General features: G+C 72.3%; 21 protein-coding genes. 14 read left to right on the plus strand and 7 right to left on the minus strand.

The window, feature by feature from the left end:
- Nucleotides 1–22: 22 nt before the first annotated feature.
- Nucleotides 23–487 carry an ATP-binding protein gene (locus F1615_RS06190; RefSeq protein WP_149547861.1) on the minus strand — a complete coding sequence of 155 codons (465 nt, stop codon included), beginning with the start codon at nt 485–487 and terminating at the stop codon, nt 23–25.
- A gap of 220 nt (nt 488–707) precedes the next feature.
- Here F1615_RS06190 and F1615_RS06195 point away from each other — a divergent pair, with 220 nt between their 5' ends.
- From F1615_RS06195 to F1615_RS06235, 9 genes are all read left to right on the plus strand, one after another.
- Nucleotides 708–1,517 (plus strand): hypothetical protein, encoded by an 810-nt coding sequence (locus F1615_RS06195; RefSeq protein WP_149547862.1) that lies wholly within the window; start codon nt 708–710, stop codon nt 1,515–1,517.
- Between the two features lie 231 nt (nt 1,518–1,748).
- A complete protein-coding gene (locus F1615_RS06200) occupies nt 1,749–2,498 on the plus strand; it encodes a YcnI family protein (RefSeq protein WP_149547863.1) in 750 nt (249 codons plus the stop codon).
- Nucleotides 2,499–2,588: 90 nt separating this feature from the next.
- The gene (locus tag F1615_RS06205; RefSeq protein WP_149547864.1) at nt 2,589–3,245 is read left to right on the plus strand and encodes an SCO family protein; all 657 of its coding nucleotides are present in this window, start codon (nt 2,589–2,591) and stop codon (nt 3,243–3,245) included.
- Entirely contained in the window at nt 3,242–3,703 is a 462-nt protein-coding gene (locus F1615_RS06210) for a copper chaperone PCu(A)C (RefSeq protein WP_149547865.1), read from the plus strand. The genes F1615_RS06205 and F1615_RS06210 overlap by 4 nt, the downstream gene beginning before the upstream one ends.
- 13 nt (nt 3,704–3,716) lie before the next feature.
- On the plus strand, nt 3,717–5,720 hold the full coding sequence (locus tag F1615_RS06215; protein ID WP_149547866.1) for a copper resistance CopC/CopD family protein: 2,004 nt from the start codon (nt 3,717–3,719) through the stop codon (nt 5,718–5,720).
- Nucleotides 5,721–5,725: 5 nt separating this feature from the next.
- Nucleotides 5,726–7,012, plus strand: coding sequence for an iron uptake transporter deferrochelatase/peroxidase subunit (gene efeB / locus F1615_RS06220; RefSeq protein ID WP_149547867.1), 1,287 nt, complete (start codon nt 5,726–5,728; stop codon nt 7,010–7,012).
- 70 nt (nt 7,013–7,082) lie between these two features.
- Nucleotides 7,083–8,015, plus strand: a complete 933-nt coding sequence (gene pheA, locus F1615_RS06225) for a prephenate dehydratase (RefSeq protein ID WP_149547868.1) — start codon at nt 7,083–7,085, stop codon at nt 8,013–8,015.
- Between the two features lie 551 nt (nt 8,016–8,566).
- On the plus strand, nt 8,567–9,844 hold the full coding sequence (gene serS, locus F1615_RS06230; RefSeq protein ID WP_149547869.1) for a serine--tRNA ligase: 1,278 nt from the start codon (nt 8,567–8,569) through the stop codon (nt 9,842–9,844).
- Complete coding sequence (locus F1615_RS06235) at nt 9,841–10,644, plus strand: HAD family hydrolase (RefSeq protein ID WP_149547870.1); 804 nt, start codon at nt 9,841–9,843, stop codon at nt 10,642–10,644. The genes serS and F1615_RS06235 overlap by 4 nt, the downstream gene beginning before the upstream one ends.
- 332 nt (nt 10,645–10,976) lie before the next feature.
- Here the strand turns inward: F1615_RS06235 and F1615_RS06240 are convergent, their stop codons facing one another.
- Genes F1615_RS06240 through F1615_RS06255 form a run of 4 tightly spaced genes read right to left on the minus strand, consistent with a single transcriptional unit; the run spans nt 10,977 to nt 14,483 of the window.
- Complete coding sequence (locus tag F1615_RS06240) at nt 10,977–11,696, minus strand: ABC transporter permease subunit (RefSeq protein ID WP_149547871.1); 720 nt, start codon at nt 11,694–11,696, stop codon at nt 10,977–10,979.
- A 9-nt stretch (nt 11,697–11,705) separates the two neighbouring features.
- Nucleotides 11,706–12,617: an ABC transporter ATP-binding protein gene (locus F1615_RS06245; protein WP_149547872.1), complete on the minus strand. Its 912-nt coding sequence runs from the start codon at nt 12,615–12,617 to the stop codon at nt 11,706–11,708.
- On the minus strand, nt 12,614–13,531 hold the full coding sequence (locus tag F1615_RS06250) for an ABC transporter permease (protein WP_149547873.1): 918 nt from the start codon (nt 13,529–13,531) through the stop codon (nt 12,614–12,616). Before F1615_RS06250 ends, F1615_RS06245 begins: the two co-directional genes overlap by 4 nt.
- Entirely contained in the window at nt 13,521–14,483 is a 963-nt protein-coding gene (locus F1615_RS06255) for an ABC transporter ATP-binding protein (protein WP_149548219.1), read from the minus strand. The genes F1615_RS06250 and F1615_RS06255 overlap by 11 nt, the downstream gene beginning before the upstream one ends.
- A gap of 171 nt (nt 14,484–14,654) precedes the next feature.
- On the opposite strand from F1615_RS06255, the gene F1615_RS06260 reads away from it, so the two are divergent.
- The 5 genes from F1615_RS06260 (at nt 14,655) to F1615_RS06280 (ending at nt 19,523) form a co-directional block, all read left to right on the plus strand.
- The gene (locus F1615_RS06260) at nt 14,655–16,412 is read left to right on the plus strand and encodes an SDR family oxidoreductase (protein WP_149547874.1); all 1,758 of its coding nucleotides are present in this window, start codon (nt 14,655–14,657) and stop codon (nt 16,410–16,412) included.
- A 160-nt stretch (nt 16,413–16,572) separates the two neighbouring features.
- Entirely contained in the window at nt 16,573–17,130 is a 558-nt protein-coding gene (locus F1615_RS06265) for an RNA 2'-phosphotransferase (protein ID WP_149547875.1), read from the plus strand.
- An 8-nt stretch (nt 17,131–17,138) separates the two neighbouring features.
- Nucleotides 17,139–17,585: a hypothetical protein gene (locus F1615_RS06270; protein ID WP_149547876.1), complete on the plus strand. Its 447-nt coding sequence runs from the start codon at nt 17,139–17,141 to the stop codon at nt 17,583–17,585.
- A 59-nt stretch (nt 17,586–17,644) separates the two neighbouring features.
- Entirely contained in the window at nt 17,645–18,547 is a 903-nt protein-coding gene (locus tag F1615_RS06275) for an LLM class flavin-dependent oxidoreductase (protein WP_149547877.1), read from the plus strand.
- Between the two features lie 88 nt (nt 18,548–18,635).
- The gene (locus tag F1615_RS06280; protein WP_167533676.1) at nt 18,636–19,523 is read left to right on the plus strand and encodes a Cof-type HAD-IIB family hydrolase; all 888 of its coding nucleotides are present in this window, start codon (nt 18,636–18,638) and stop codon (nt 19,521–19,523) included.
- Nucleotides 19,524–19,527: 4 nt separating this feature from the next.
- On the opposite strand, the gene F1615_RS06285 is transcribed toward F1615_RS06280, so the two are convergent.
- Together F1615_RS06285 and cydD are read right to left on the minus strand one after the other, a co-directional pair.
- Complete coding sequence (locus tag F1615_RS06285) at nt 19,528–20,586, minus strand: M23 family metallopeptidase (RefSeq protein ID WP_149547879.1); 1,059 nt, start codon at nt 20,584–20,586, stop codon at nt 19,528–19,530.
- A 158-nt stretch (nt 20,587–20,744) separates the two neighbouring features.
- Nucleotides 20,745–24,239 carry a thiol reductant ABC exporter subunit CydD gene (gene cydD / locus F1615_RS06290; RefSeq protein ID WP_149547880.1) on the minus strand — a complete coding sequence of 1,165 codons (3,495 nt, stop codon included), beginning with the start codon at nt 24,237–24,239 and terminating at the stop codon, nt 20,745–20,747.
- Between the last annotated feature and the right edge of the window lie 6 nt (nt 24,240–24,245).

Below are 24,245 nucleotides of genomic sequence, written 5' to 3' on the forward strand. Positions count from 1 at the left end.
ACGCGCGCGTGCCCGGCCGTCGCTACACCGCGACGAGCGGCGCGTCCTCGCGCCACTTGAGGATCTTGTCGAAACTCACCACCGCGCCGCCCCGGCCCGGCTTGTTGCCGATGTGCACATGGTCGGCCAGCGCCTGGATGAGACAGAGTCCCCGGCCGTGCTCCGCGTCGGACGGCACGGGACGGACCGGCGGGCGGGAGGGCGCGCCGGTCGCGGAGGGAAAGCCGGGGCCCGCGTCGGCGACCTCGATGCGGCACTTCTCCCCGTCGAGGTAGGCGGTCACCCGGTACGCCTCCGAGGTGCCGCCGCGCGCGGTGTCCCCGCCGTGCTCGACCGCGTTGGCGCAGGCCTCGCTGAGGGCCACGGACAGGTCGTAGGAGATTTCGGGATCGACGCCCGCGGTCTCCATGGTGCCGAGCAGCAGGCGCCGGGCGAGCGGCACACTGGCGGCATCGCGCCGCAGATGGAGTGACCACCAGATGCTCATGCTCCAGCCTCCTGGCTGCGGCTCGACATACCGTTACGTATTGCCCTGTGTCCCCGCTCGTAAGCGTGGAGTTGACGTGACACCGCCCATATGGCGGGTGTGTGGTGGAGCCGAACGGTGTATGTGGGGCGGCCTGTGGCAGATGTGATCTTCGGGTCGTACCTCATCTTGTGGACCTGCCGTACGGCGTCCGGAGGGCCGGTGCGATGATGAGGCCGCCATGTCTGCCCCCCACCCGCGCACGATGCGCTCCGGACGAGGACTCCGGATCCTGCGGGCCGCGGTGTTCGCCGCGGTCTGCGTCGTGCTGGCCGGGGCAGGCCACTCAGTGGCCTCCTACGACGCCGTTCCGCTGTGGACGCTGGGCGCGGGGTTCCTCGGGGCGGTCGCGGTCGCCGCGCCGCTCGCGGGACGCGCGCGTTCGCTGCCGGGGATCGCGGCCCTGCTGGCGTTCGGCCAGACGGCACTGCACACGCTGTTCGGCCTGGGGCAGCACGGAGCACCCGCCACGGGTTCGTCGTCACCCTCGTCCGACGCCGCGCTGATCGAGCAGGCGGCGCGGCTGCTGTGCGGGTCCGCCGCGGCGGGGATCAGCCCCGCGCGGGCCGAGCGCATCCTCACCGACGCCCGGATCCACCCCGGCGGGGCGGACGCCCACGCGGCGGACGCCCTGTCCACGGCCGGGGTGTCCCCGGCGGCGCTGCTGCCCTCGCTGCCCATGCTGCTCGGCCACGTCCTCGCGGCGACGGCCGCGGGGTGGCTGCTGCGGCGCGGCGACCTCGCCCTGCTGCGGCTGACCGAACTGTCGGCGCACGGTGTCGCCGAGGGCGCTCTCGTACGGTCGCTCCGCGCGGCGCTCGCCCTGGTGCGCGCCCTGCGCGCCGGACTCCCGGGAGCACCGGAAGCGGCCCCGCGCACGGCGCGGACCGCGCTGCTCGCGCCTCCCGTGCCCCGGAGCCCCGCCCTCCAGCACACGGTGATCCGCCGCGGCCCGCCCGCCGCCGTCACCGCACTCGCTCTCGCCGCCTGACGCGACGCGACCACCACTCCGCCACTGCCGGGTCATCCGGGCCTTCGGGTCTTCGGGCCTTCGGGTCTTCCGGGTCTTCCGGGTCGAGGGGGCGCGTCGGCGTGCGGCACGCGTGTGCGTTCCGCCGCCCGCGTGTGTCCGGTTCGTCCACCATGACGACCTCTCCGGCCGCCCGCGAGGCGCATCCCCCCACCGTCAGTGAAACCTCAACCGAAGCGGAGTGCTTCTGCCATGAAGGCTTCCCGTATCGCCGCCGCCGGTGCCGTCGCCGGTGCCGCCGTCCTCGCCGTGTCCACCCCCTGCTTCGCGCACGTCGGCGTGCAGCCGGAGGGTGAGGCCGCGAAGGGCGGCTACGCGGTCGTCCGCTTCAAGGTCCCCAACGAGCGGGACGACGCCTCGACCACCAAGCTCGAGATCACGTTCCCCACGGACCACCCGCTGGCGTCCGTGATGCCGCAGCCGGTCGAGGGCTGGGACGTCAAGGTCACCAAGTCCACGCTGGACAAGCCGCTCGAGACGCACGGCAAGAAGATCAACGAGGCCGTCTCCAAGGTCACCTGGACCGCCCAGGGCGACGGCATCGAGCCGGGCTTCTTCCAGAAGTTCCCGGTGTCCGTGGGCACACTGCCCGAGGACGCCGACGAGCTCGTCTTCAAGGCCCTGCAGACGTACTCCAACAAAGAGGTCGTCCGCTGGATCGAGGTGCCGCAGAAGGGCCAGGAGGAGCCCGAGCACCCGGCTCCCGTGCTCGCCCTCTCCGAGGCCTCCGACGACCACCACGGCGCCTCGGGCGACGACAAGGGCTCCGACGACTCCGTGTCGGCCGAGAAGGCCTCCGCCGAGACCTCCGCCGCCTCCGACGAGGGCGACTCCGGCGGTACCGACACCACCGCACGCGTCCTCGGCGTCGTCGGCATCGTGGTCGGCGCCGCAGGCGTCGCCTACGGCGTGCTCGCCGGGCGCCGGCGCACCACGGCCTGACCCTCCCTCCGCTCGACGGTGCGCACCGGAACCGCCCACGGCTCCGTGACCTCCCGGTGCGCACCGGAGCACTCACCTTCAGGAACATCCATGCGCAAGAAGCACTTCGCGGCGGCGGCTCTGCTCGCCGTCACCTCCCTCACCCTCTCCGCCTGCGGCAGCGGCGACGGCGACAGCGGCAAGCCCGTCTCCGTGGTGTCCGAGGAGGCCGACTCGCAGAAGGCGGCCACCGTCCTCGACAAGCCGTTCGAGAAGCCGGATCTCGTCCTCACCGACACCGACGGCAAGAAGTACGACTTCCGGGCGGAGACCGCGGGCCGCCCCACGCTGGTCTACTTCGGCTACACGCACTGCCCCGACGTCTGCCCGCTGACGATGAGCAACATCGCCGTGGCCAAGAAGCAGCTGCCCCAGGACCAGCAGGACGAGCTGCGGATCGTGTTCGTCACCACCGACCCGGAGCGCGACACCTCCGCCGCGCTCGGCAAGTGGCTCAAGGGCATCGACTCCCAGGTCGTCGGTCTGACCGGCGACTTCGACACCATCCAGGCCGGTGCCCGCACGCTCGGCATCTCGATCGACCCGCCGCGCGAGGACGAGAACGGCAAGACCGTCTCCGACCACGGCACCCAGGTCATCGCCTTCTCCCCGAAGACCGACGGCGGGTACGTCCTCTACGGCGAGGACGCCACCGTCGACGACTACACCCGGGACCTCCCCGCGATCATCAAGGGCGAGAAGCCGTGAGGCGACGGGCGGTCGCCGCCGTGGTCGTCGCCGGGGCGCTGACCCTCGGCGGATGCGGTGGCCCGGACGAATCGGGATCCGGCGGTGAGGCAAAACTGTCCGTCGGCTCCGCGTACATGCCCCAGCCGGTGTCGGACATGGCCGCCGGCTTCCTCACCATCACCAACGACGGTGACGCCCCGGACCGGCTGACCTCGGTCAGCAGCGATGTCGCCGGCCAGGTCACCGTGCACGAGACCGTCGACGGGGCCATGCGGGAGGTCGAGGCCCTCGACATCCCGGCGCACGGCAGCCTGGTGCTGGAGAGCGGCGGCAACCACCTGATGTTCGAGCAGCTGAAGCAGAAGCCGAAACAGGGTCAGAAGGTCCCGGTGGAGCTGCGCTTCGACCGGTCCGACCCCGTCACGATCGAGATTCCGGTGAAGCCGGCCACCTACACCCCGAAGACCGGACACTGAGGGAGACACCCCTGTGACCCAGACCATCGCCCCCCGCGTGCGGACCCTGGTGCTGCTGTTCCTCGCGGTCACCGGCGCGCTCCTCGCCGGGGCCGCACCCGCGTCCGCGCACGCCGCGCTGACCGGCAGCGACCCCGGGCGGGGGGCGGTGGTCGACACGGCACCCACCCGGGTCTCGCTCACCTTCTCCGAGCAGGTCGCGGTCGGCGAGGACGCCGTGCGGGTGCTCGACCCCAAGGGCAAGCGGGTGGACAAGGCCGACCCGGCCAACCCGAGCGGCACGACGTACACCGTGGGGCTGCTCGGCGGGCTGCCCGACGGCACCTACACCGTGGCCTACCAGGTGGTGTCGGCGGACAGCCATCCCGTCGCCGGTGCCTTCACCTTCTCCATCGGCGCCCCCTCCGAGACGTCCGTCCCGGTCTCGGCGCAGGGTTCCGACGACGGCGTGGTCGGCTGGCTGTACGGCCTCGGGCGGTACGTGTCCTACGCCGGGTTCGTCGTCATGGCGGGCGGGGCCGCCTTCGTGCTCGCCTGCTGGGGGCCCGGCTCCGGGGTGCGGGCGGTGCAGCGGCTGGTGGTCTCCGGGTGGCTGGCGCTCACCGCCGCCACGCTGGGGCTGCTGCTCCTGCGCGGCTCCTACACCACCTCGGGGAAGGTCGGCGACGTCTTCGACCTGGGGCTGCTCGGCGACGTGCTCCAGACCAAGACCGGCGCGGCGCTGGTGTCCCGGCTGCTGCTGCTCGCCGCGGCGGCACTGTTCATCGCGGTGCTGTTCGGGGCCCACGCCCGCCCGTCGGCCCCCGCCACGCCGGACGACGGCACCGCGCCCCGGCAGAACGACGCGCGGGAGACCGGGGAGAAGCGGGACCTGACCTTCGGGCTCGCGATCGGGGGCACGGTGGTGGCGGCCGGGCTCGCCGCGAGCTGGGCCATGTCCGAGCACGCCTCCCAGGGGCTCCAGCCGGGTGTCGCCATGCCCGTCGACGTGCTCCATCTGCTGGCCGTCGCCGCCTGGCTCGGCGGGCTCACCGCGCTGCTCGTCGCGCTCTTGCGCGCACCCGCCGAGACGCCGGTCGGCCGGGACGCCGTCCAGCGGTTCTCGCGGCTCGCCTTCGGCAGCGTGGTCACCCTGGTCGTCACCGGGATCTACCAGAGCTGGCGGCAGCTCGGCTCCTGGTCGGCGTTCACCGACACCCGGTACGGGCAGCTGCTCCTCGTCAAGATCGGGCTCGTGGTGGTGCTGGTCGGGATCGCCTCCGTCTCACGGCGGTGGACCGCGCGGCTGGCGGAGGCGCCCGCGGACGCCGTGTCCGCGAAGGAGACCGGAGCGGGGAAGGCCGAGGCACGGGCGGGCGTGGCCGCTGCCGGACAGACGGGGACGGCCGGGGACGCTACGGCCGGGGACGAGAGGGTGCCCGGAGCGGGATCCGCCCGGGCCGCTCAGCTCGCCCGGCAGCGGGCCGCGATGGAGACCGCCCGGCGGAAGCGGCTGCGGGACGCCGATCCCGACCGCTTCGGTCTGCGCCGCTCCGTGCTCGCCGAGGCCTGCATCGCCGTCGTCCTGCTGGCCGTCACCACCGTCCTGACGCAGACCGAGCCGGGGCGCACGGAACAGGAGGCCGGGGCGGCCGGCTCCTCCTCGTCCTCGGCGTCCGCCACCGGTCAGGGCACCGGCGCGGTGACCCTGAACATGCCCTTCGACACGGGCGGCACGAACGGCAAGGGTGTCGTCACCGTCGACCTCGAGCCCGCCCGGGTCGGCGACAACGACATGCACGTCTATGTGGAGGGGCCGGACGGCCGGCCCGTCGACATTCCCGAGGTGAAGGTCGCCTTCACTCTCTCCGCGAAGGACATCGGGCCGCTGCCCGTCGTCCCCGACCGCATCACCACCGGACACTGGTCGGCGAGCGGTGTACAGCTCCCCATGACGGGCGACTGGAAGGTCGAGGTGACCGTGCGCACCTCCGACGTCGACCAGGTGACCGTCTCGAAGAACGCGCAGATCGGCTGAGACACATGGCTGACCAGTCCATTCCGCAGACCCGTGCCCCCCAGGCTCCCCCGGCCGAACCCGTCGGCCGGGCGGCCGAGGCGGGCATCACCCGGCGCCGGCTGCTCGGTACGGCGGGGGCCACCGGGCTCGTCCTCGGGGCGGCGGGCGGGGCCGTGGGATATGCCTCGGCACCCGCCGGAGCCACTCCGCTGACATCGGTGGGCGACGGCCGGGCGCAGTTTCACGTGAAACATCAGCCCGGCATCACACAGCCGCTCCAGGCCCGCGGCCACCTCATCGCCTTCGACCTCGCGCCCGGCGCCGGCCGCAAGGAGGCGGCCGCGCTGCTGCGCCGCTGGTCGGACACGGCCCGCCGGCTGATGGCGGGTGAGCCGACCGCACAGGGCGACACCGACGTGGCCCGCGACGCCGGTCCCTCCTCACTGACCCTCACCTTCGGGTTCGGCCACAGCTTCTTCGGGCGCACCGGGATGGAGAAGCAGCGCCCGGTCGCCCTGGACCCGCTGCCCGACTTCTCCTCCGACCGGCTCGACAAGGCCCGCAGCAACGGCGACCTGTGGGTGCAGATCGGTGCCGATGACGCCCTGGTGGCCTTCCACGCCCTGCGTGCCGTGCAGAAGGACGCCGGCTCGGCGGCCGGGGTGCGCTGGCAGATGAACGGCTTCAACCGCTCACCGGGCGCCACCGCCCGCCCCATGACCGCCCGCAACCTGATGGGCCAGGTCGACGGCACCCGCAATCCCAAGCCCGCCGACTCCGACTTCGACCGGCGGATCTTCGTACCGGAGAAGGGCGAGCCCGCCTGGATGGCGAACGGTTCCTACGCCGTCGTACGCCGTATCCGCATGCTGCTGGACGACTGGGAGAAGCTGTCGGTCACGGAGCAGGAGGGCGTCATCGGGCGCCGCAAGTCCGACGGGGCCCCGCTGTCCGGGGGCGGCGAGACGTCCGAGATGGACCTCGAGAAGACGGACGCCCGGGGCAATCCCGTCGTCCCCGTCAACGCGCACGCGAGGATCACCCGGCCCGACCAGAACGGCGGCGCGGCGATGCTGCGCCGCCCGTTCTCCTACCACGACGGCATCGACGCGGACGGGGCGCCGGACGCCGGTCTGCTGTTCATCTGCTGGCAGGCCGATCCGCTGCGCGGCTTCGTGCCGGTACAGCGCAAGCTGGACCGGGGCGACGCCCTGACGCCGTTCGTCCGCCACGAGGCGAGCGGGCTCTTCGCGGTCCCGGGCGGCGCGGCGGAGGGAGAGTATGTGGGGCAGGCTCTGCTGGAGGGGTGAGAACGGTCAGGAGTCACCCCTGAGAGCTCTCCGGGGGCTCCTCCCGGCGTGGGCCCATTAGGGTGAGGTCATGCCAGCGAGCTATGCGTATCTCGGCCCAGAGGGCACCTTCACCGAAGTCGCCCTGCGCACGCTTCCCGAGGCGGCGACCCGTGAGCTGATCCCTTACGTGTCCGTGCAGTCCGCGCTCGACGCGGTGCGGGTGGGAGAGGCCGAGGCCGCTTTCGTCCCCATCGAGAACTCGGTCGAGGGCGGGATCACCACGACCCTCGACGAACTGGTCGCGGGCGCCCCGCTGATGATCTACCGCGAGGTGCTGCTGTCGATCACCTTCGCGCTGCTCGTCCGTCCGGGCACCAAGCTGTCGGACATCAAGACGGTCACCGCCCACCCGGCCGCCCAGCCGCAGGTGCGCAACTGGCTGAAGACACATCTGCCGGACGCCGTCTGGGAGTCGGCCGCCTCCAACGCGGACGGCGCGCGCCTGGTCCAGGAGGGCCGGTACGACGCCGCGTTCGCGGGTGAGTTCGCGGCGGCCCGGTACGGCCTTGAGGCGCTGGAGACGGAGATCCACGACGCGGAGAACGCCCAGACCAGGTTCGTCCTCGTGGGCCGCCCCGCCCGGCCGGCGGCACCGACCGGTGCCGACAAGACCTCGGTCGTGCTGTGGCAGCGCGACGACCACCCCGGTGGCCTGCGGGATCTGCTGGGCGAGTTCGCCACGCGGGGCATCAACCTGATGCTGCTCCAGTCCCGGCCCACCGGGGCCGGAATCGGCAACTACTGCTTCTGCGTCGATGCCGAGGGCCACATCTCGGACCGCCGGATGGCCGAGGCGCTGACGGGCCTCAAGCGGATCTGTCTCCAGGTGCGCTACCTCGGTTCCTACCCGCGTGCCGATGTGCGGCCGGGGGACGTGCGGCCTCCGTTCCCCGGAACCTCGGACGAGGAATTCGTGGGGGCGGCGGACTGGGTGGCGCGGTGCCAGGACGGCCGGTTCTGAGGACGGCGGAAGCACCGGGCGGCCCGGTCCTACCTGCTGATTGTCGTTGTCCACAAGAGTTATCCACAGGTCCGCTTCTCGACCTGGGGACAAGTCGACACCGAAGCCTGATTCGGTCGACAAATCGCCCTTCACACCATGATCGCGTTCATCGCCCCGCACCTCACCCTTCGTCCACCCTTTTCCCTTGGTCAACCCTTTGGAGCGAACTCTTTCCACTAAAAGGTGGGGGTGGAGTGGGTTTGTCCAGGGGATCCCCGACAGCGCCCCCGCGTTTCGGAGTGATCAATTCCGAAGTCCACAGATTTTCCCCACACCCTGTGGATAACTTTCGCCAAGGCGGGCCACCTGTGGACAACCGGGCCCCAAGTACCGCCGCGCACAAGGGATTCCGGTCAATCGGCACCCCGGGAAGTGACCCTTTCCAGGGGCGGCGCCCCCTTGATTGACCTCGCGGTACACACCGCGCAATTCCCCCATAACGGAACGTGAGCCGTTCCCTCGCAATAGTCAGTCGTTCGCCGTCATCCCGCACCGGTAGCCTTGACCGCGTGATTGACCTTCGCCTGCTTCGTGAGGACCCCGACCGTGTGCGCGCTTCGCAACGCGCCCGTGGAGAGGACGTCGCGCTCGTCGACGCCCTCCTGTCTGCCGACGAACGGCGCAGGTCGTCCGGCGTGCGCTTCGACGAGCTGCGCGCCGAGCAGAAGTCGCTCGGCAAGCTCATCCCCAAGGCGGCAGGCGACGAGAAGGCCGAGCTGCTGAAGCGGGCCGGCCAGCTCGCCGCCGACGTGAAGGCGGCCGACGCCGACCGCGACGCCGCCGCCACCGAGACCCAGGACCTCCTGCTCAAGCTGAGCAACCTCGTCCACCCCGACGTCCCCGTCGGCGGCGAGGAGGACTTCGCCACGCTGGAGACGCACGGCAGCATCCGCGACTTCGACGCCGAGGGCTTCGCGCCCAAGGACCACCTGGAGCTCGGCCAGCTCCTCGGCGCCATCGACGTCGAGCGCGGCGCCAAGGTCTCCGGCTCGCGCTTCTACTTCCTGACCGGCGTCGGCGCGCTGCTCGAGCTCGCGCTGGTGAACGCCGCGATGGCCCAGGCCACGGCCGCCGGCTTCACGCCGATGCTGACCCCGGCGCTGGTGCGCCCCCAGTCGATGGCGGGCACCGGCTTCCTCGGCCAGGCGGCCCAGGACGTCTACCACCTCGAGAGGGACGACCTCTACCTGGTCGGCACGTCCGAGGTGGCGCTGGCCGCGTACCACATGGACGAGATCATCGACGCCGACCGGCTGCCGCTGCGGTACGCGGGCTTCTCGCCCTGCTTCCGCCGGGAGGCCGGCTCGCACGGCAAGGACACCCGGGGCATCTTCCGCGTCCACCAGTTCGACAAGGTCGAGATGTTCTCGTACGTCGCCCCGGAGGACTCCCAGGCGGAGCACCAGCGGCTGCTGGAGTGGGAGAAGCAGTGGCTGACGTCGCTGGAGCTGCCGTTCCGCGTGATCGACGTCGCCTCGGGCGACCTGGGTTCCTCGGCCGCGCGTAAGTACGACTGCGAGGCGTGGATCCCCACCCAGGGCAAGTACCGCGAGCTGACCTCGACCTCGGACTGCACCGAGTTCCAGTCGCGCCGGCTGTCGATCCGGGTCCGCGAGGACAAGAAGGTGCGGCCGCTGGCCACGCTCAACGGCACGCTCTGCGCCGTACCGCGCACCATCGTGGCGATCCTGGAGAACCACCAGCAGGCCGACGGCTCCGTGCGCGTGCCGGAGGTGCTGCGTCCGTACCTGGGTGGCCGGGAGCTGCTGGAACCGGTCACCAGGTGAGCGCCGCCTTCCCCTACCGTCTCGTCGCCACCGACCTCGACGGCACGCTGCTGCGGGGCGACCACACGGTCTCCCGCCGCACCCGTGACGCGCTCGCCGCGGCCACCGCGGCGGGCGCCGCGCACATCGTCGTCACCGGCCGCGCGGTGCCCTGGACGCGCCCCATACTCGACGAACTCGGCTACACCGGTCTCGCCGTGTGCGGTCAGGGCGCCCAGGTGTACGACGCCGGAGCGCACCGCCTGCTGACGTCCGTGACGCTGGACCGGCAGCTGGCCGGCGTGGCACTGGCCAAGATCGAGGCGGAGGTCGGCCCGCTGCACCTGGCGGCCAGCCGCGACGGGCTGGACGGCGAGGTGCTGGCCGGCCCCGGTTACGAAGTCGTGGGCGGACTGCCCGCGACACCGTTCACGGACGCGTCGGACCTGTGGACGGCGCCCCTGAACAAGCTGTACATCCAGCACCCGGCCCTGAGCTCCGACGAGCTCGCCGAGGCCGCCACCCGCACCGCGGGCGGTTTCGTCACCGTCACCATGGCGGGCGAGGGCATCGTCGAACTGCTCCCGCTCGGCCTGTCGAAGGCGACGGGGCTGTCGCTGGCGGCACGTCGGCTGGGCGTGAAGGCCGCGGAGACGATCGCCTTCGGCGACATGCCCAACGACCTGCCGATGTTCGCCTGGTCCGCGCACGGCGTGGCCATGGCCAACGCCCACCGGGAACTGCGCGCGGCGGCCGACGAGGTGACGGCCTCCAACGAGGAGGACGGGATCGCGATGGTGGTGGAGCGACTGCTCGCGTAACCGCGCGCACCCGCCCCACCACACCACGGCGTGCCCCTCGGAGGAGGCGGACGTCGGGAGGGGCGGCCCACGCGACGCAGTGCGCGTGCTCGAAGCGGCCGCCCCGGGCAGCTCCCCGTGCGGGGCGGACCCGACGGAGCAGTAGGGATTACTCCGGAGACCGCCGCGGGCTGCCCTGACGGGAGAGGGACGCACTGCCGTGCATGGGCGTCGTCCCGCTCCTCTCCCAGCAGATGACGCCGGACTTTCCCGGCGTTGCGGACATCACCACTCTGCCCACCGGGTGAGTCCGGCGCCACCGAATTAAACGGGCCGTCACCAGCCCCTGCGGGTCACTCCTCGCCGGCGAGCGTCAGCGAGCGGAGCTTCTGGCCGGCGTACCAGGTGGCCAGCACGGTGACGGAGGCGAGCAGGACCGTCGCGGTCGTCAGGCTCACGTCGGAGGTGACCAGGTCCCCGCCGGAGACCTTCTGCGCCACGGCCAGCGACCACTGCTGGACGCTCAGCGTGCGCGCGCCGGGCACCAGGGAGCCGAACAGCGCCTCCCACACCAGCGCGTAGACCAGCCCGAACACCACCGCGTGCCGTGAGACCGTGCCGAGCAGCAGGAAGAGCGCCGCGTACGCGATGGAGGCGACCAGCGCGGCCACCGTGTAGGCGACGGCGACCTGCTGGCCGTTGCCGTTCAGGACGAATCCCGCGATCAGCGTGGGCACCGCGGAGAAGACCATGGTGACGGCGACGGCGACGATCAGCTTGGTGTAGATGATCGTGGGCCGCTTGATCGGCTTGGACAGCAGGTACACCACCGAGCCGTCGTCGATCTCGGGGCCGATCGCGCCGGTGCCCGCGATGACACCGATGATCGGCACCATGGTGGCGAGCGCGAATCCGCCGAGGACGTCGGCCGCGGTCTGGTCGTCGGCGCCGCTCAGGGCGCGCACCGCCAGAGAGATCGCGATCAGCAGCAGGGGCAGCGCGCCCAGGATGAGGGCCCGGCGGCGGCCGAGCAGGGCCCGGTAGGTGAGCCGGGCGACTGTGGGGTCGTACATCAGGGCCTCCTACGCCGCGACCAGGTACGAGAACACGGACTCGAGGGACTCGTCGGACGGCGAGACCGTGAGCAGCCGGATGCCGTGGTCGCGCGCGACCTTCGGCAGCAGGGACGTGAAGCGGCCGAAGTCGACGGCCTGGATGCGCAGGGCGCCTTCCGCCACGTCCACCTCGATGCCGGACGTCGACGGGTCGGCGATCAGCGCGGCCGCGAGCGCGCGGTCGTCGCTGGAGCGCACCAGGTAGCGGTGCGGACGGTCGGTCATCAGGCGGCGGATCCTGCGGAAGTCACCGCTGGCCGCGTGCCGGCCGGCGACGACGACCTCGATGTGCCAGGCGAGCTGCTCGACCTCTTCGAGGATGTGGGACGAGAACAGCACGGTGCGGCCCTCGTCGCCCATGCGCCGCAGCAGGTCCATCAGCTGCATGCGCTGCCGCGGGTCCATGCCGTTGAACGGTTCGTCCAGCAGCAGCAGTGACGGCTCGTGCACCAGGGCCGAGGCCATCTTCACGCGCTGCCGCATGCCCTTGGAGTACGTGGCGATCTTGCGGTCCTGCGCGTACTCCATCTCGACCGTGGCCAGCGCCTTCTGGGCGGCCTTGGCTCCCAGGCCGTGGAGCTCGGCGTTGGCCAGGACGAATTCGCGGCCGGTGAGGAAGTCGTACATCGCCTCGCGCTCGGGGACGATGCCGATGTGCTTGTAGATGGCCTCGTTGCGCCACACCTGCTGTCCGTCGAGGGTGACGGTGCCGGTGGAGGGGGCGAGGAAGCCGCCCATCATGTTGATGAGGGTGGACTTCCCGGCGCCGTTGGGTCCGAGCAGGCCGGTGACGCCGGGGCCGATGGTCATGGTGATGTCGTTGACGGCGACCACGTTGCCGAACCAGCGGGACACGTGGTCGATGTTGAGCGTGGTCACAGTCCCACCTTCTTGTAGCGGCGCACCAGGAGGCCGTAGCTCGCGGCGATCAGGCCGAGGCTGAGGAGGACGTAGACGACGCCCTCGGCGTTGCCCGGGCCCACCCCGCCGGGGAAGGCGGAGCTCGCGCCCAGGAAGGCGGACTGGACACCGTCGATGAGGGTGATCGGGGAGAACAGGCCGATCCAGGCGATGGCGTCGCCGCCGCTGCCCTGGGCGTCGGCGATCGCCTGGAGCGTGGAGACGGCGCCGTACGAGATGGTGAGCACGGCGATCACGGCCGCGATGCCGAAGCCGCGGCGCGGGGTGACCGACGCGATGACCAGGCCGATGCCGGCGAAGAGCAGTGAGAGCAGTGCCACGGAGACGAGTCCCTGTGCGAATCCCTTGGTCTGGTCGGAGAAGTCGAGCTTGGCCAGCAGCGCGCCGATGTACAGGACCAGCAGGGGGGCCGCGGTGAGGATGAACAGGGCCGAGGCCAGCGCGGCGAACTTGGCGCGCACGTAGTCGGTGGTCTCGATGGGCCGTGAGAAGTACAGCGGCACGGTCTTGAAGCGCAGGTCGCGCGAGACGGACTGGGGCGCCTGCGAGGCGACGTACAGGCTGATGACGGCCTGCATGACGATCGCGTAGCGCGTGTAGTCGAGGGGCAGGTCGTTCGCCTTCGTGGCGACCGCGACGGCCACCATGATGGCGGCGGGGACGCACATCACCACGAACAGCAGCATCGGCAGCACCTTGGACTTCACCGAGCGGCCGAGGCCGTAGGAGCCGCGCAGGGACTGCGAGTACAGCGACAGCCGCGCGTAGCCGCGGCCCAGGCGGGGGCCGTCGTAGGAGCGGTAGCCGATGTTGTGGATACGGGTGTCACCCGGTGCAGTGGCTGGTGTCTGCATGGACTGCTCAGCTGCCATGGCCGACCGCCTCCTTCCGCTCCTCGTCACTGTTCTTGAAGACCTCGGAGATGTGGTGCCGGCGCTGTTCCATGCGCACCAGGCCGAGGCCGAGGTCCGCGATGACGTCGCGGACCAGGTCGTACGTCTCCTCGCCCTGGGCGGTGAGCAGCAGGACGTGTCCGGCGCCCGGCAGTCCGCTGCCGTCCTCGACGCCCACCCCGCGCGCGTGCAGCGCCTCGCGCACCGCGCGGGTGCCGTCCGGGTGCTCGTCGGTGTCGGTGACCTCGATGGCGAGGGTCGTGGTGGTCTGGGTGAAGTCCGTGGTGGAGCTGGAGCGCAGCAGTTTGCCGCCGTCGACGACGACGACGTGGTCGCAGGTGCGTTCCAGTTCGCCCAGCAGGTGGGAGGTGACCAGGACGGAGATGCCGAAGTCGGTGTGGATCCGGCGGATCAGGCCGAGCATCTCGTCGCGGCCGACCGGGTCGAGGCCGTTGGTCGGCTCGTCGAGGAAGACCAGCTGGGGGTCGTGCACGAGGGCCTGCGCGAGTTTCACGCGCTGCTTCATGCCGGTCGAGTAGCCGCCGATGGGGCGGTAGCGCTCCTCGTACAGACCGACGTGGCGCAGGGTGTCGGCCGTGCGCTCCCGTGCGGCGGTGGGCGGCAGGCCGGACATGCGTGCCATGTGGACGACGAACTCGGTGGCCGAGACGTCCGGCGGCAGGCAGTCGTGTTCCGGCATGTAGCCGACCCGCTCGCGGATGGCGGCGCCCTTGGTGGCGACGTCGAGGCCGAGCACCTCGGCGCGGCCCTCGGTGGCGGGGGACAGACCCAGCAGGATCTTGATCAGTGTGGACTTGCCGGCTCCATTGGCTCCGACGAGTCCGGTCACACCGGGCCCGACGTCCACGGAGAGCCGGTCAAGCGCGGTCACCCTGGGGAACCGCTTGCTCAGGCTTTCGGTCGCGATCACAGTCACGTCCCAGACGTTAGTGACCCGTACCACTCGGGTCGTCAGACCGGAGAGCCGTCTTGGGGTCCCCCTGGAGTCGTACGGCCCCGTAAGGGGACCCCTGCCTGAGAGTTATGCACAGGACCCGGGGCACTGTTGACGAACTCTCTAACAACTGTCACATTCGCCGGTGTGACGGCATGGAGCGGGGCGCGCGAGCGCCGGGTGCGTACGGGCGGGGTCGAGCTGTGCGTCGCCGAGCTGGGCGACCCCGGGCGGCCGACGGTCGTCCTGGTGCACGGCTACCCGGACAGCAAGGAGGTGTGGTCCGGGGTCGCGCACCGGCTGGCCGGCCGTTTCCATGTCGTGGCGTACGACGTGCGGGGCCACGGCCGGTCCACGGCGCCGCGTCCGTTGCGCGGGGGGTTCACCCTGGAGAAGCTGACCGACGACTTCCTGGCCGTCGTCGACGCGGTCAGCCCGGACCGGCCCGTGCACCTGGTGGGGCACGACTGGGGCTCGGTGCAGTCCTGGGAGTTCGTGACGGTCGGGCGCGCCGCGGGGCGGATCGCGTCCTTCACCTCGATGTCGGGCCCCTCCCTCGACCACTTCGGGCACTGGATCGGCCGCCGGGTGAAGCGGCCGACCCCGCGCCGCGTCGGCCAGCTGCTGGGCCAGGGCGCCAAGTCCTGGTACGTGTACCTGCTGCACACGCCCGTGCTGCCGGAACGTGCCTGGCGCGGTCCGCTCGGCAAGGCCTGGCCGCGGATCCTGGAGCGCCTGGAGAAGGTGCCCGCCGACGGCTACCCGACCTCGTCCCTGCCCTCGGACGCGGCACACGGCGCCTGGCTCTACCGGGACAACGTGCGGCGGCGGCTGCGCAGCCCGCGCGCGGACGCCTACGCGCACGCGCCCGTGCAGCTCATCACGCCGCTGGACGACAGGTTCCTCTCCCAGCGGCTCTCCGAGGACCTGGAGCAGTGGGCCCCGCGGCTGACCCGGCGGACCCTGCCGGCCGGGCACTGGGTGCCGCGCAACCGCCCCGACCAGCTGGCTGTGTGGATCTCCGACTTCGTGACGTCCGTGGAGGCGGGCCGGGCGGAGGTACCGGCTCCGGGCCGGCACGCCGACCGGTTCGGTGGGCAGCTGGTCCTGGTCACGGGAGCGGGCAGCGGCATCGGGCGGGCCACCGCGCTCGCGTTCGCGGAGGCAGGGGCGCGCGTGCTTGCGGTCGACCGGGACGCGGAGGCCGCGGCCCGCACCGCGGCGGAGGCGCGTCGTCGCGGCGCGGCGGCGGCCTGGGCGGAGACGGCGGACGTGTCCGACGAGCGGGCCATGGAGAAGCTGGCCGGGCGGGTCACCACCGAGCACGGCGTGGTGGACGTCCTGGTGAACAACGCGGGCATCGGACTGGGCGGCTCCTTCTTCGACACCACCACGGAGGACTGGAAGAAGGTCCTCGACGTCAACCTGTGGGGTGTGATCCACGGCTGCCGGCTCTTCGGGGGGCGGATGGCCGAGCGCGGTCAGGGCGGCCACATCGTGAATGTCGCCTCGGCGGCGGCTTTCCAGCCGTCCAGGGCGCTGCCCGCCTACAGCACGTCGAAGGCGGCGGTGCTGATGCTGAGCGAGTGCCTGCGCGCGGAGCTGGCGGGGCGCGGGATCGGCGTCTCGGCGGTGTGCCCCGGATTCGTCAACACCGCCATCACCTCCACCGCGCGGTTCGCGGGCGTGGACGCCGAGGAGGAGCGGCGCCTGCAGAAGCGCGCGGCACGCCTGTACGGGCTGCGCAACTACCCGCCGGAGAAGGTCGCCGCCGCGATCCTGCGGGCGGTGGTGCGTGACGAGGCGGTGGTGCCGGTCACCCCGGAGGCGCGGACGGCGTACGTCCTGTCGCGGTGGATGCCGGGTGCGCTGCGGAGGATCGCGCGGGTGAAGCCGCCGGTGTGAGGCTGTCGGTGAGCGAGGAAGCCGGTGTTCGAGCGACCATGCGAGGGAGGTTGTCCACAGCGAAGCCAATTCCCCTGTGGATAAGCGCACTTGGCTGTGGATCAAACCTGCGGAGCAAATTCGATCGCGTGATACGCGTCTCTCCCGGCAGTCTGAACAGATGGACGAAAGACGCACCGTCAAGGTGTCGAAGTACCTCGCGAGGCACCTGCGCCATCAGCCCGGCCGGATCGGGCTCACCCTCGACGACGGCGGCTGGGTCGAGATCGAGGCGCTGATCGCCGCGGCGTCCGCGCACGGTTTCCGGTTCACCCGGGAGGAGCTGGACCACGTCGTCGCCACCAACGACAAGCGGCGCTTCGCCGTCGAGGGCACCCGGATCCGCGCCAGCCAGGGACACAGCGTCGAGGTGGATCTCGGACTGCCGACGGCCACCCCGCCGGCGTACCTGTACCACGGCACCGTCGCCGGGAACCTGGACGCGATCCGCGCCGAAGGGCTGCGGCCCATGAACCGGCACGCCGTGCACCTCTCCGCCGACCGCGAGACGGCGACCCGTGTCGGCGCCCGCCGGGGGCGCCCGGTCGTACTGTCCGTGGACGCGGGTGCCATGCACCGCGACGGCTGTGTCTTCCACCTCAGCGCGAACGGCGTGTGGCTGACGCAAGCCGTACCGAGCCGGTACCTGCGTTTCCCCGGCAGTCACCGAGGAGCATGATCGGAGGTATGGACCACCTGCCCAGCACCGAGGCCGCCGTCACCGCCCTCCGGGCGCTCGCCGACACGTACGGGCGTGAGATCGACGTCACCCATGACATCGGCGCGGACCAGACCTCGCGCCGCACCGCGGCGGGTGTCGGCGTCGCCGCCGACCCCGACGGTTCCCTCCCCCATGAGGCCCACGTCGAGTTCGGCGGTCTGCCCCGGGTGAGCGTGCGGCTCTACCCGGAGGACGACGCGCTGATCGACGTCGAGGGCGTGGAGTGCCCCGACATCCCCCGCGACGACGTGCCGGCGTTTCTGCGCTCCCTGTTCGACGGGCTGGCCCACGTCAGGGCTCGCCGTTTTCCTCCCGGCTACTTCCTGATCGTGCCGCTGCCGGGAGACCGGACGCACAAGGAATTCATCCCCATGATCGTCCTCACCCCCTGGCTGAGCGCACGGGTGCGGTGATCGGGGCGCGTGCGCGGACGTTTCACGTGAAACCCGCGGCGCCGCATAGGCTCGGGGACATGAGCCTGCGCCTGAGCACCGTGATCCTCCCCCATCGCCGCTGGCACGAGGGCAGCCGTTCGGCATGGACGCGCGCCGAGGAACTCGGCTTCCACACGGGGTACACCTACGACCACCTGTCCTGGCGCAGCTTCCGGGACGGCCCGTGGTTCGGCGCCGTCCCGACCCTGACCGCCGCCGCGGCCGTCACCGACCGGATGCGCCTGGGCACGCTCGTGACCTCGCCGAACTTCCGGCACCCGGTCACCCTCGCGAAGGAACTCATCTCCCTCGACGACATCTCCGGCGGCCGTGTGACGCTCGGGATCGGTGCGGGCGGCACCGGCTTCGACGCAACCGCGCTCGGCCAGGAGCCGTGGACCCCGCGTGAGCGCGCCGACCGCTTCGCCGAGTTCGTGCCGCTGCTCGACCGGCTGCTCACCGAGGACTGCGTGTCGTACGAGGGGGACTTCTACGCGGCGCACGAAGCGCGCAACATCCCGGGCTGTGTACAGCGGCCCCGGCTGCCGTTCGCGGTGGCGGCCACCGGGCCGCGCGGGCTGCGGCTCGCGGCACGCCACGGGCAGGCGTGGGTGACCACGGGCGACCCCAGGCTGTACGAGAACGGCACGCCCGAACAGTCGGTTCAGGCCATTCGCGGCCAGGCCGAGAAGCTGGCCGACGCCTGCGCCGAACTCGGCCGGGACGTGACCGGACTGGACAAGATCCTGCTCACCGGATTCACCCCCGACCGGGGCCGTCCGCTGAAGTCCCTGGACGCCTTCGTCGACTTCGCGGGCCGTCACGTCGAGCTGGGCTTCACCGAGATCGTGGTCCACTGGCCGATCCCGGACTCGGACTTCGCCGCGGACCAGAAGGTCTTCGAACGGATCGCCATGGAGGCACCGGCACAGCTGCGGTGACCACGGCGCTCCCCGCGGTGGGACAAACGCCCCTGGTGACGGCGGTAACCACTCAGATGTGCGCAGTCCCGCACGGTCGTGCAGGCATATGCGGGACAATGGCCGGGTGACCTCAGCGACCCGACAGCCCGAGACCCCGGCAGCCGCCACCCCACCGCGGCTCATCGCCACCGACCTCGACGGCACCCTGCTGCGCGACGACAAGTCGGTGTCACCGCGCACGATCGCCGCGCTGGCCGCCGCCGAGGAGGCGGGCGTCGAGGTCTTCTTCGTCACCGGCCGCCCGGCCCGCTGGATGGACGTCGTCAGCGAGCACGTCCACGGCCACGGACTCGCCATCTGCGGCAACGGCGCGGCCGTCGTCGACCTGCACGGCGGCCCGGGCACACACCGCTTCGTGAAGGTGCGCGAGCTGCCCCGCAAGAACGCGCTGCACGCCGTGCAGCTGCTGCGCGAGGCCGCCCCCGGCACGGTGTACGCCGTCGAGCAGACCTTCGGCTTCCACCAGGAGCCCACGTACCCGAAACTGCACATGGAGATCCCGGACGCCCTCGCTCCCGCCGAGGACCTGCTGGCTCCGGACTCCCACACCGCCGGCGAACCGGTGCTGAAGATCCTCGCCTACCATCCGGAACTCGAGCCCGACGCCTTCCTCACCCTGGCCCGGATCGCCATCGGCGACCGCGCCAACGTCACGCGCTCCAGTCCCAGCGCCCTGCTGGAGATCAGCGGCCCGGAGGTGTCCAAGGCCAGCACGCTCGCCCTGTGCTGTGCCGAGCGCGGTATCTCCCACGAGGAGGTCGTCGCCTTCGGGGACATGCCGAACGACGTCGAGATGCTGACCTGGGCGGGCCGCTCCTACGCGATGGGCAACGCCCACCCGGACGTGCTCGCCGCCGCCTCGGGCCACACGGTCGCCAACAACGACGACGGCGTGGCCGTGGTGATCGAGCGGCTGCTGGAGGGGCGGCTGTAGCCGCTCAGAGCGACACCCCGTGCCGGGCCAGCCACGGCACGGGGTCGACCGCGGACCCCATCTCGGGAGTGACCCGCACCTCGAAGTGCAGATGCGGTCCGGTGGAGTTGCCGCTGGTGCCGGACTGGCCGATCCACTGTCCGGGTGTGACCCGGTCGCCCTGGTCGACGGCGACGGCGGCGAGATGGGCGTACTGGGTGTGGTACCCGCCCGCGTGCCGGACCACGATCTCGATGCCGAAGGCGCCTGAGCAGGACACCTTCACCACCTCTCCGGCGCCCACGGCCCGCACGGGTGTGCCGATCGGCACCGCGAAGTCCTGCCCGGTGTGCCGGTTCGCCCACCGCGCGCCACCACTGCCGTAGGACGCGGACAGCTCGTACGTCTCCACCGGCGCCACCCAGCGGCTGGTGAACCGCGTCTCCGGCTGGTCCAGCCGGACCGCGCCACGGCAGGCGCCGGCCGCGACCGAGGCGTCCGCCTGGCCCTGGAGCTTCCAGCGCGCCGCTTCGAGCTTGGCCTCGATGCCCTGTTTCAGGTCGGCGAGTTCCGCGTTCCGCTTCTCCAGCCTGCGCCACGCCGCCGCGGCCCTCGCCTCGTCCCGGGCGAGCCTGGCCTCGGCCCGCTCGCTCCTGTCGATCGCCTTGTCCAGCGACACCTTCGCCTGCTGCACCGCCCGCTGACCGCGCATCAGCTCGTCGGGGTCGTCCGCGAGCAGCATGTGCGCGGTGAGCGGCAGCCCGCCGCCGTCCCGGTACTGGGAACTGGCGATCCGGCCCAGGTCCTCGCGCAGGCCGGCCGTCTCCCGCCGCTCGCGGTCCAGCCGTTCCTCCAGCCGGTGCGCCCTGGCCCGCTGCCTCTCCGCCTCGCGGCGGCCGTCCTCGTACCGTTCGGTCGCCGTGGCCGCCTCCTCGTACAGCCGCGCCACTTCCGCGCTGACGCCGGAGACGGAGCCGTGGCCGGGGGCGTGGGGGCCGTCGCCGTCGGCGGGGCGGGCGGCGAGCACGGCGAGCGCGCACAGCAGCACGGCGATGAGCAGTGGATGGCGGCGGGTGAAGCGCATGACTGCGATCCTGGACCCCGCCCCGGCGCGCGGTCCTGTTCATGTCGTACACATGGGGGACCCATCGCCCCGGACGGCCCATCGGCGCCCCCGAACAGCGCTCTGCCGGATCCGGTTTGACGTCCAGTCACGCGCTGCTTCCTGTGCGGGCACTCGGGCTAACGGGACGTCATCAGCAGTTCCGTCTCCTCCTCCCGTCGCGCCATCGCGCGCAACGGGCCGTCCACGGCGGCGAGTTCCGCGTACGGACCGCGCTGGGCCACCCGTCCTCCGTCGAGCACGACGACCTCGTCCACCGCCTCCAGACCGGCCAGCCGGTGGGTGATGAGCAGGGTCGTGCGGCCCTCGGTGGCGGCCAGCAGATCGGCCGTGAGCGCGTCGGCGGTCGCCAGGTCGAGGTGCTCCGCGGGTTCGTCCAGCACCAGCACGGGGAAGTCCGCGAGCAGCGCCCGGGCGAGCGCCAACCGCTGCCGCTGCCCGCCCGACAGCCGCGCTGCGTGCTCACCGACGAGCGTGTCGAGCCCGTCGGGCAGACCGTCGGCCCACTCCAGCAGCCGGGCCCGGCCGAGCGCGTCCCGGACCTCGTCCTCGGTCGCGTCCTTCCTGGCGAGCAGCAGGTTCTCCCGTATCGAGCTGTTGAAGAGGTGCGCGTCCTGCGCGCACAGTCCGACCAGCCGCCGTACGTCGTCGCCGTCGAGGGCGCGGGCGTCCACACCCGCCAGCGTGTACGAGCCCGCACCCGGGTCCAGGAACCGCAGCAGCACCTGGGCGAGGGTCGTCTTGCCCGAACCCGACGGACCGACCACCGCGATGCGCCGGCCCCGTTCCAGGGTCAGGTCCAGCCCGGCGAGCGCGTCCCGGTCCTGCCCTGCGTGCCGGGCGGCCAGCCCTCGGACCACGAGCGGGAACGGCGACACGGGCGCCTGCCGGGGCGGCTCCGGCTCCCGTACGGGCACCGGGGCGTCCAGCACCTCGAACACGCGCTCGGCGCTCCGGCGCACCCTCTGCCGGTACTGCACGGCGAGCGGCATCCCGAGGACGGCCTCGAACGCTGCCAGCGGGGTGAGGATCACGACGGCCAGGGCCACACCGTCCAGCCGGCCGGCGGCCACGGCCTGGGCGCCGACGAGCGCGGCGGCCGCGACGGTCAGACCCGAGATCAGCGCGGTGAGCCCGTCACCGAGCGCGGTGGCGGTGGCGGCGCGCGAGGCGATCCGGGTGAGCGTGCCGTCGGCCCGGCGCGCCTCGGCGCTCCGCGCGGGCAGGGCACCGGCGACGGTCAGTTCGGCGGTGCCGGTGAGCAGATCGGTCACCCGGGTCGCGAGGACGCCCCGGGCCGGTGCAAGCCTGCGCTCCGCCCGATGGGCCACGGCACCGGTCAGCAGGGGCACACCGGCGCCAGCCGCCAGCAGCCCGGCCGCGAGCACGGCGCCGGCCTCGGGCAGCAGCCAGGCGGTGAAGCCGACGGACAGTGCGGAGACGGCGACGGCCGCCCCGGCCGGCAGCAGCCAGCGCAGCCAGTAGTCCTGGAGTGCGTCCACGTCGGAGACCAGCCGGGAGAGCAGGTCCCCCCGGCGGGCGCCGCGCAGGCCGGCGGGCGCCAGCCGCTCCAGCCGCCGGTACACCGCGACCCGGGTGTCGGCCAGCATGCGCAGGACGGCGTCGTGCGACACGAGCCGCTCGGTGTAGCGGAACACGGCCCGCCCGATGCCGAAGGCCCGGGTCGCCGTCACGGCCACCATCAGGTACAGCACGGGCGGCTGCTCCGAGGCCCGGGAGATGAGCCACCCGGACGTCGCCATGAGCCCGACGGCGCTGCCCAGGGCGAGGGTGCCGAGCACGAGGGCGAGGGTGATCCTCCCCGTCCGGGCCCCCGACAGGGCACGGACGCGGGCGAGCGCACCGCCCTGCACGGTGTCCGCCTCGGTCCCGGCTGGTCCGCCGTCCGGTACGGGCCCGGACGTGGCGGCCTCCGCTGGACCGGCAACCCGGCGTGCGGGCTCTCCGTGGCCCTCGGTGAGGACCGGTTCCGCGAGCCGCACCACCCGGTCCGCGACGGCCAGCAGCGCCGGCCGGTGCACGACGAGCAGCACCGTCCGGCCGGCCGCCAGCCGCCGCACCGCCGCCACGATCCCGGCCTCGGTCGCACCGTCCAGCGCGGCCGTCGGCTCGTCGAGCAGCAGGACGGGACGGTCCGCGAGGAACGCGCGGGCCAGCGCGAGCCGCTGCCGCTGTCCGGCCGACAGTCCCGCCCCGTCCTCGCCGAGCACCGTGCCGGCGCCCTCGGGCAGCGCGTCCACGAACTCCAGCGCCCCGGCGTCCCGCAGGGCGCGCCGCACGGCGTCGTCGTCCGCCTCGGGCCGGGCCAGCCGTACGTTCTCCGCGATCGTCCCGGCGTACAGGTGCGGCCGCTGCGGCACCCAGGCGACGCGGCCGTGCCACGCGTCGAGGTCGAGTCCGGCCAGATCGGCTCCGCCGATCCGTACCCGCCCCTCGGCGGGCCGGACGAATCCCAGCAGCACGTTCAGCAGGGTCGACTTGCCCGCTCCGCTCGGTCCGACGAGCGCGACCGTCTCCCCGGGGGCGACCGTGAAGGACACGTCGGTCACGGCGTCCGAGGACCGGCCCGGATAGCGGACCGTCACGTCCTCGAAGGAGACGGCGCCCGCCGGCACCGCGCCCGTGCCCTGCGCGGGGACGGGCGTCTCCAGCACGGCGAAGATCTCCTCGGCCGCGCCGAGGCCCTCCGCCGCCGCGTGGTACTGGGCGCCGGCCTGTCGCAGCGGCAGATAGGCCTCCGGCGCCAGGATCAGGACGACGAGGCCGGTGTAGAGGTCCATCTCCCCGTACACGAGCCGCATGCCGATCGTCACGGCGACCAGCGCCACCGAGAGGGTGGCGAGCAGCTCGAGCGCGAAGGAGGAGATGAAGGCGATCCTCAGCGTGCGCATGGTGGCCCGCCGGTACTCGGCGGTGATCCGCCGGATCGACTCGGCCTGGGCCTTGGCCCGTCCGAACACCTTCAGCGTGGGCAGCCCGGCGACGACGTCCAGGAAGTGGCCGGACAGCCGGGAGAGCATCAGCCACTGCCGGTCCATCCGGGACTGGGTGGCCCAGCCGATCAGCACCATGAAGACCGGGATGAGCGGCAGGGTGCCGACGATGATCGCCGCCGAGACCCACTCCTCGGTGACGATCCGCGCCAGCACCGCCACCGGCACGACCACCGCGAGTCCGAGCTGGGGGAGGTAGCGCGAGAAGTAGCCGTCGAGCGCGTCGACTCCCCGGGTCGCCAGGGTGACCAGCGATCCCGTGCGCTGCCCGCCCAGCCACTCCGGTCCCAGCGCCGTCGCCCGCTCCAGCAGCCGGCCCCGCAGCTCCGACTTCACCGCGGCGCTCGCCCGGTGCGCGGCCAGTTCGGTCAGCCAGCCGACCAGGCCGCGGCCGACCGCGACGACGGCGAGCAGCAGCAGGGGAGTGCCGAGCTCGCCGACGGACAGGCCGTCCTCGAACGCGCCCACCACGATCTCGGCGATGAGCATGGCCTGGGCGATGACCAGCACCGCGCCGAGGGCCCCCAGGCCGACGACCGCCGCCAGGAAACCCCGGGTGGCACGGGCGTACCGGAGCAGTCGCGGGTCGATCGGTTTCACGTGAAA

It is taken from the genome of Streptomyces marokkonensis (genome assembly GCF_008312835.1).
In the GTDB taxonomy this organism is placed as follows: Bacteria; Actinomycetota; Actinomycetes; order Streptomycetales; family Streptomycetaceae; genus Streptomyces; species Streptomyces marokkonensis_A.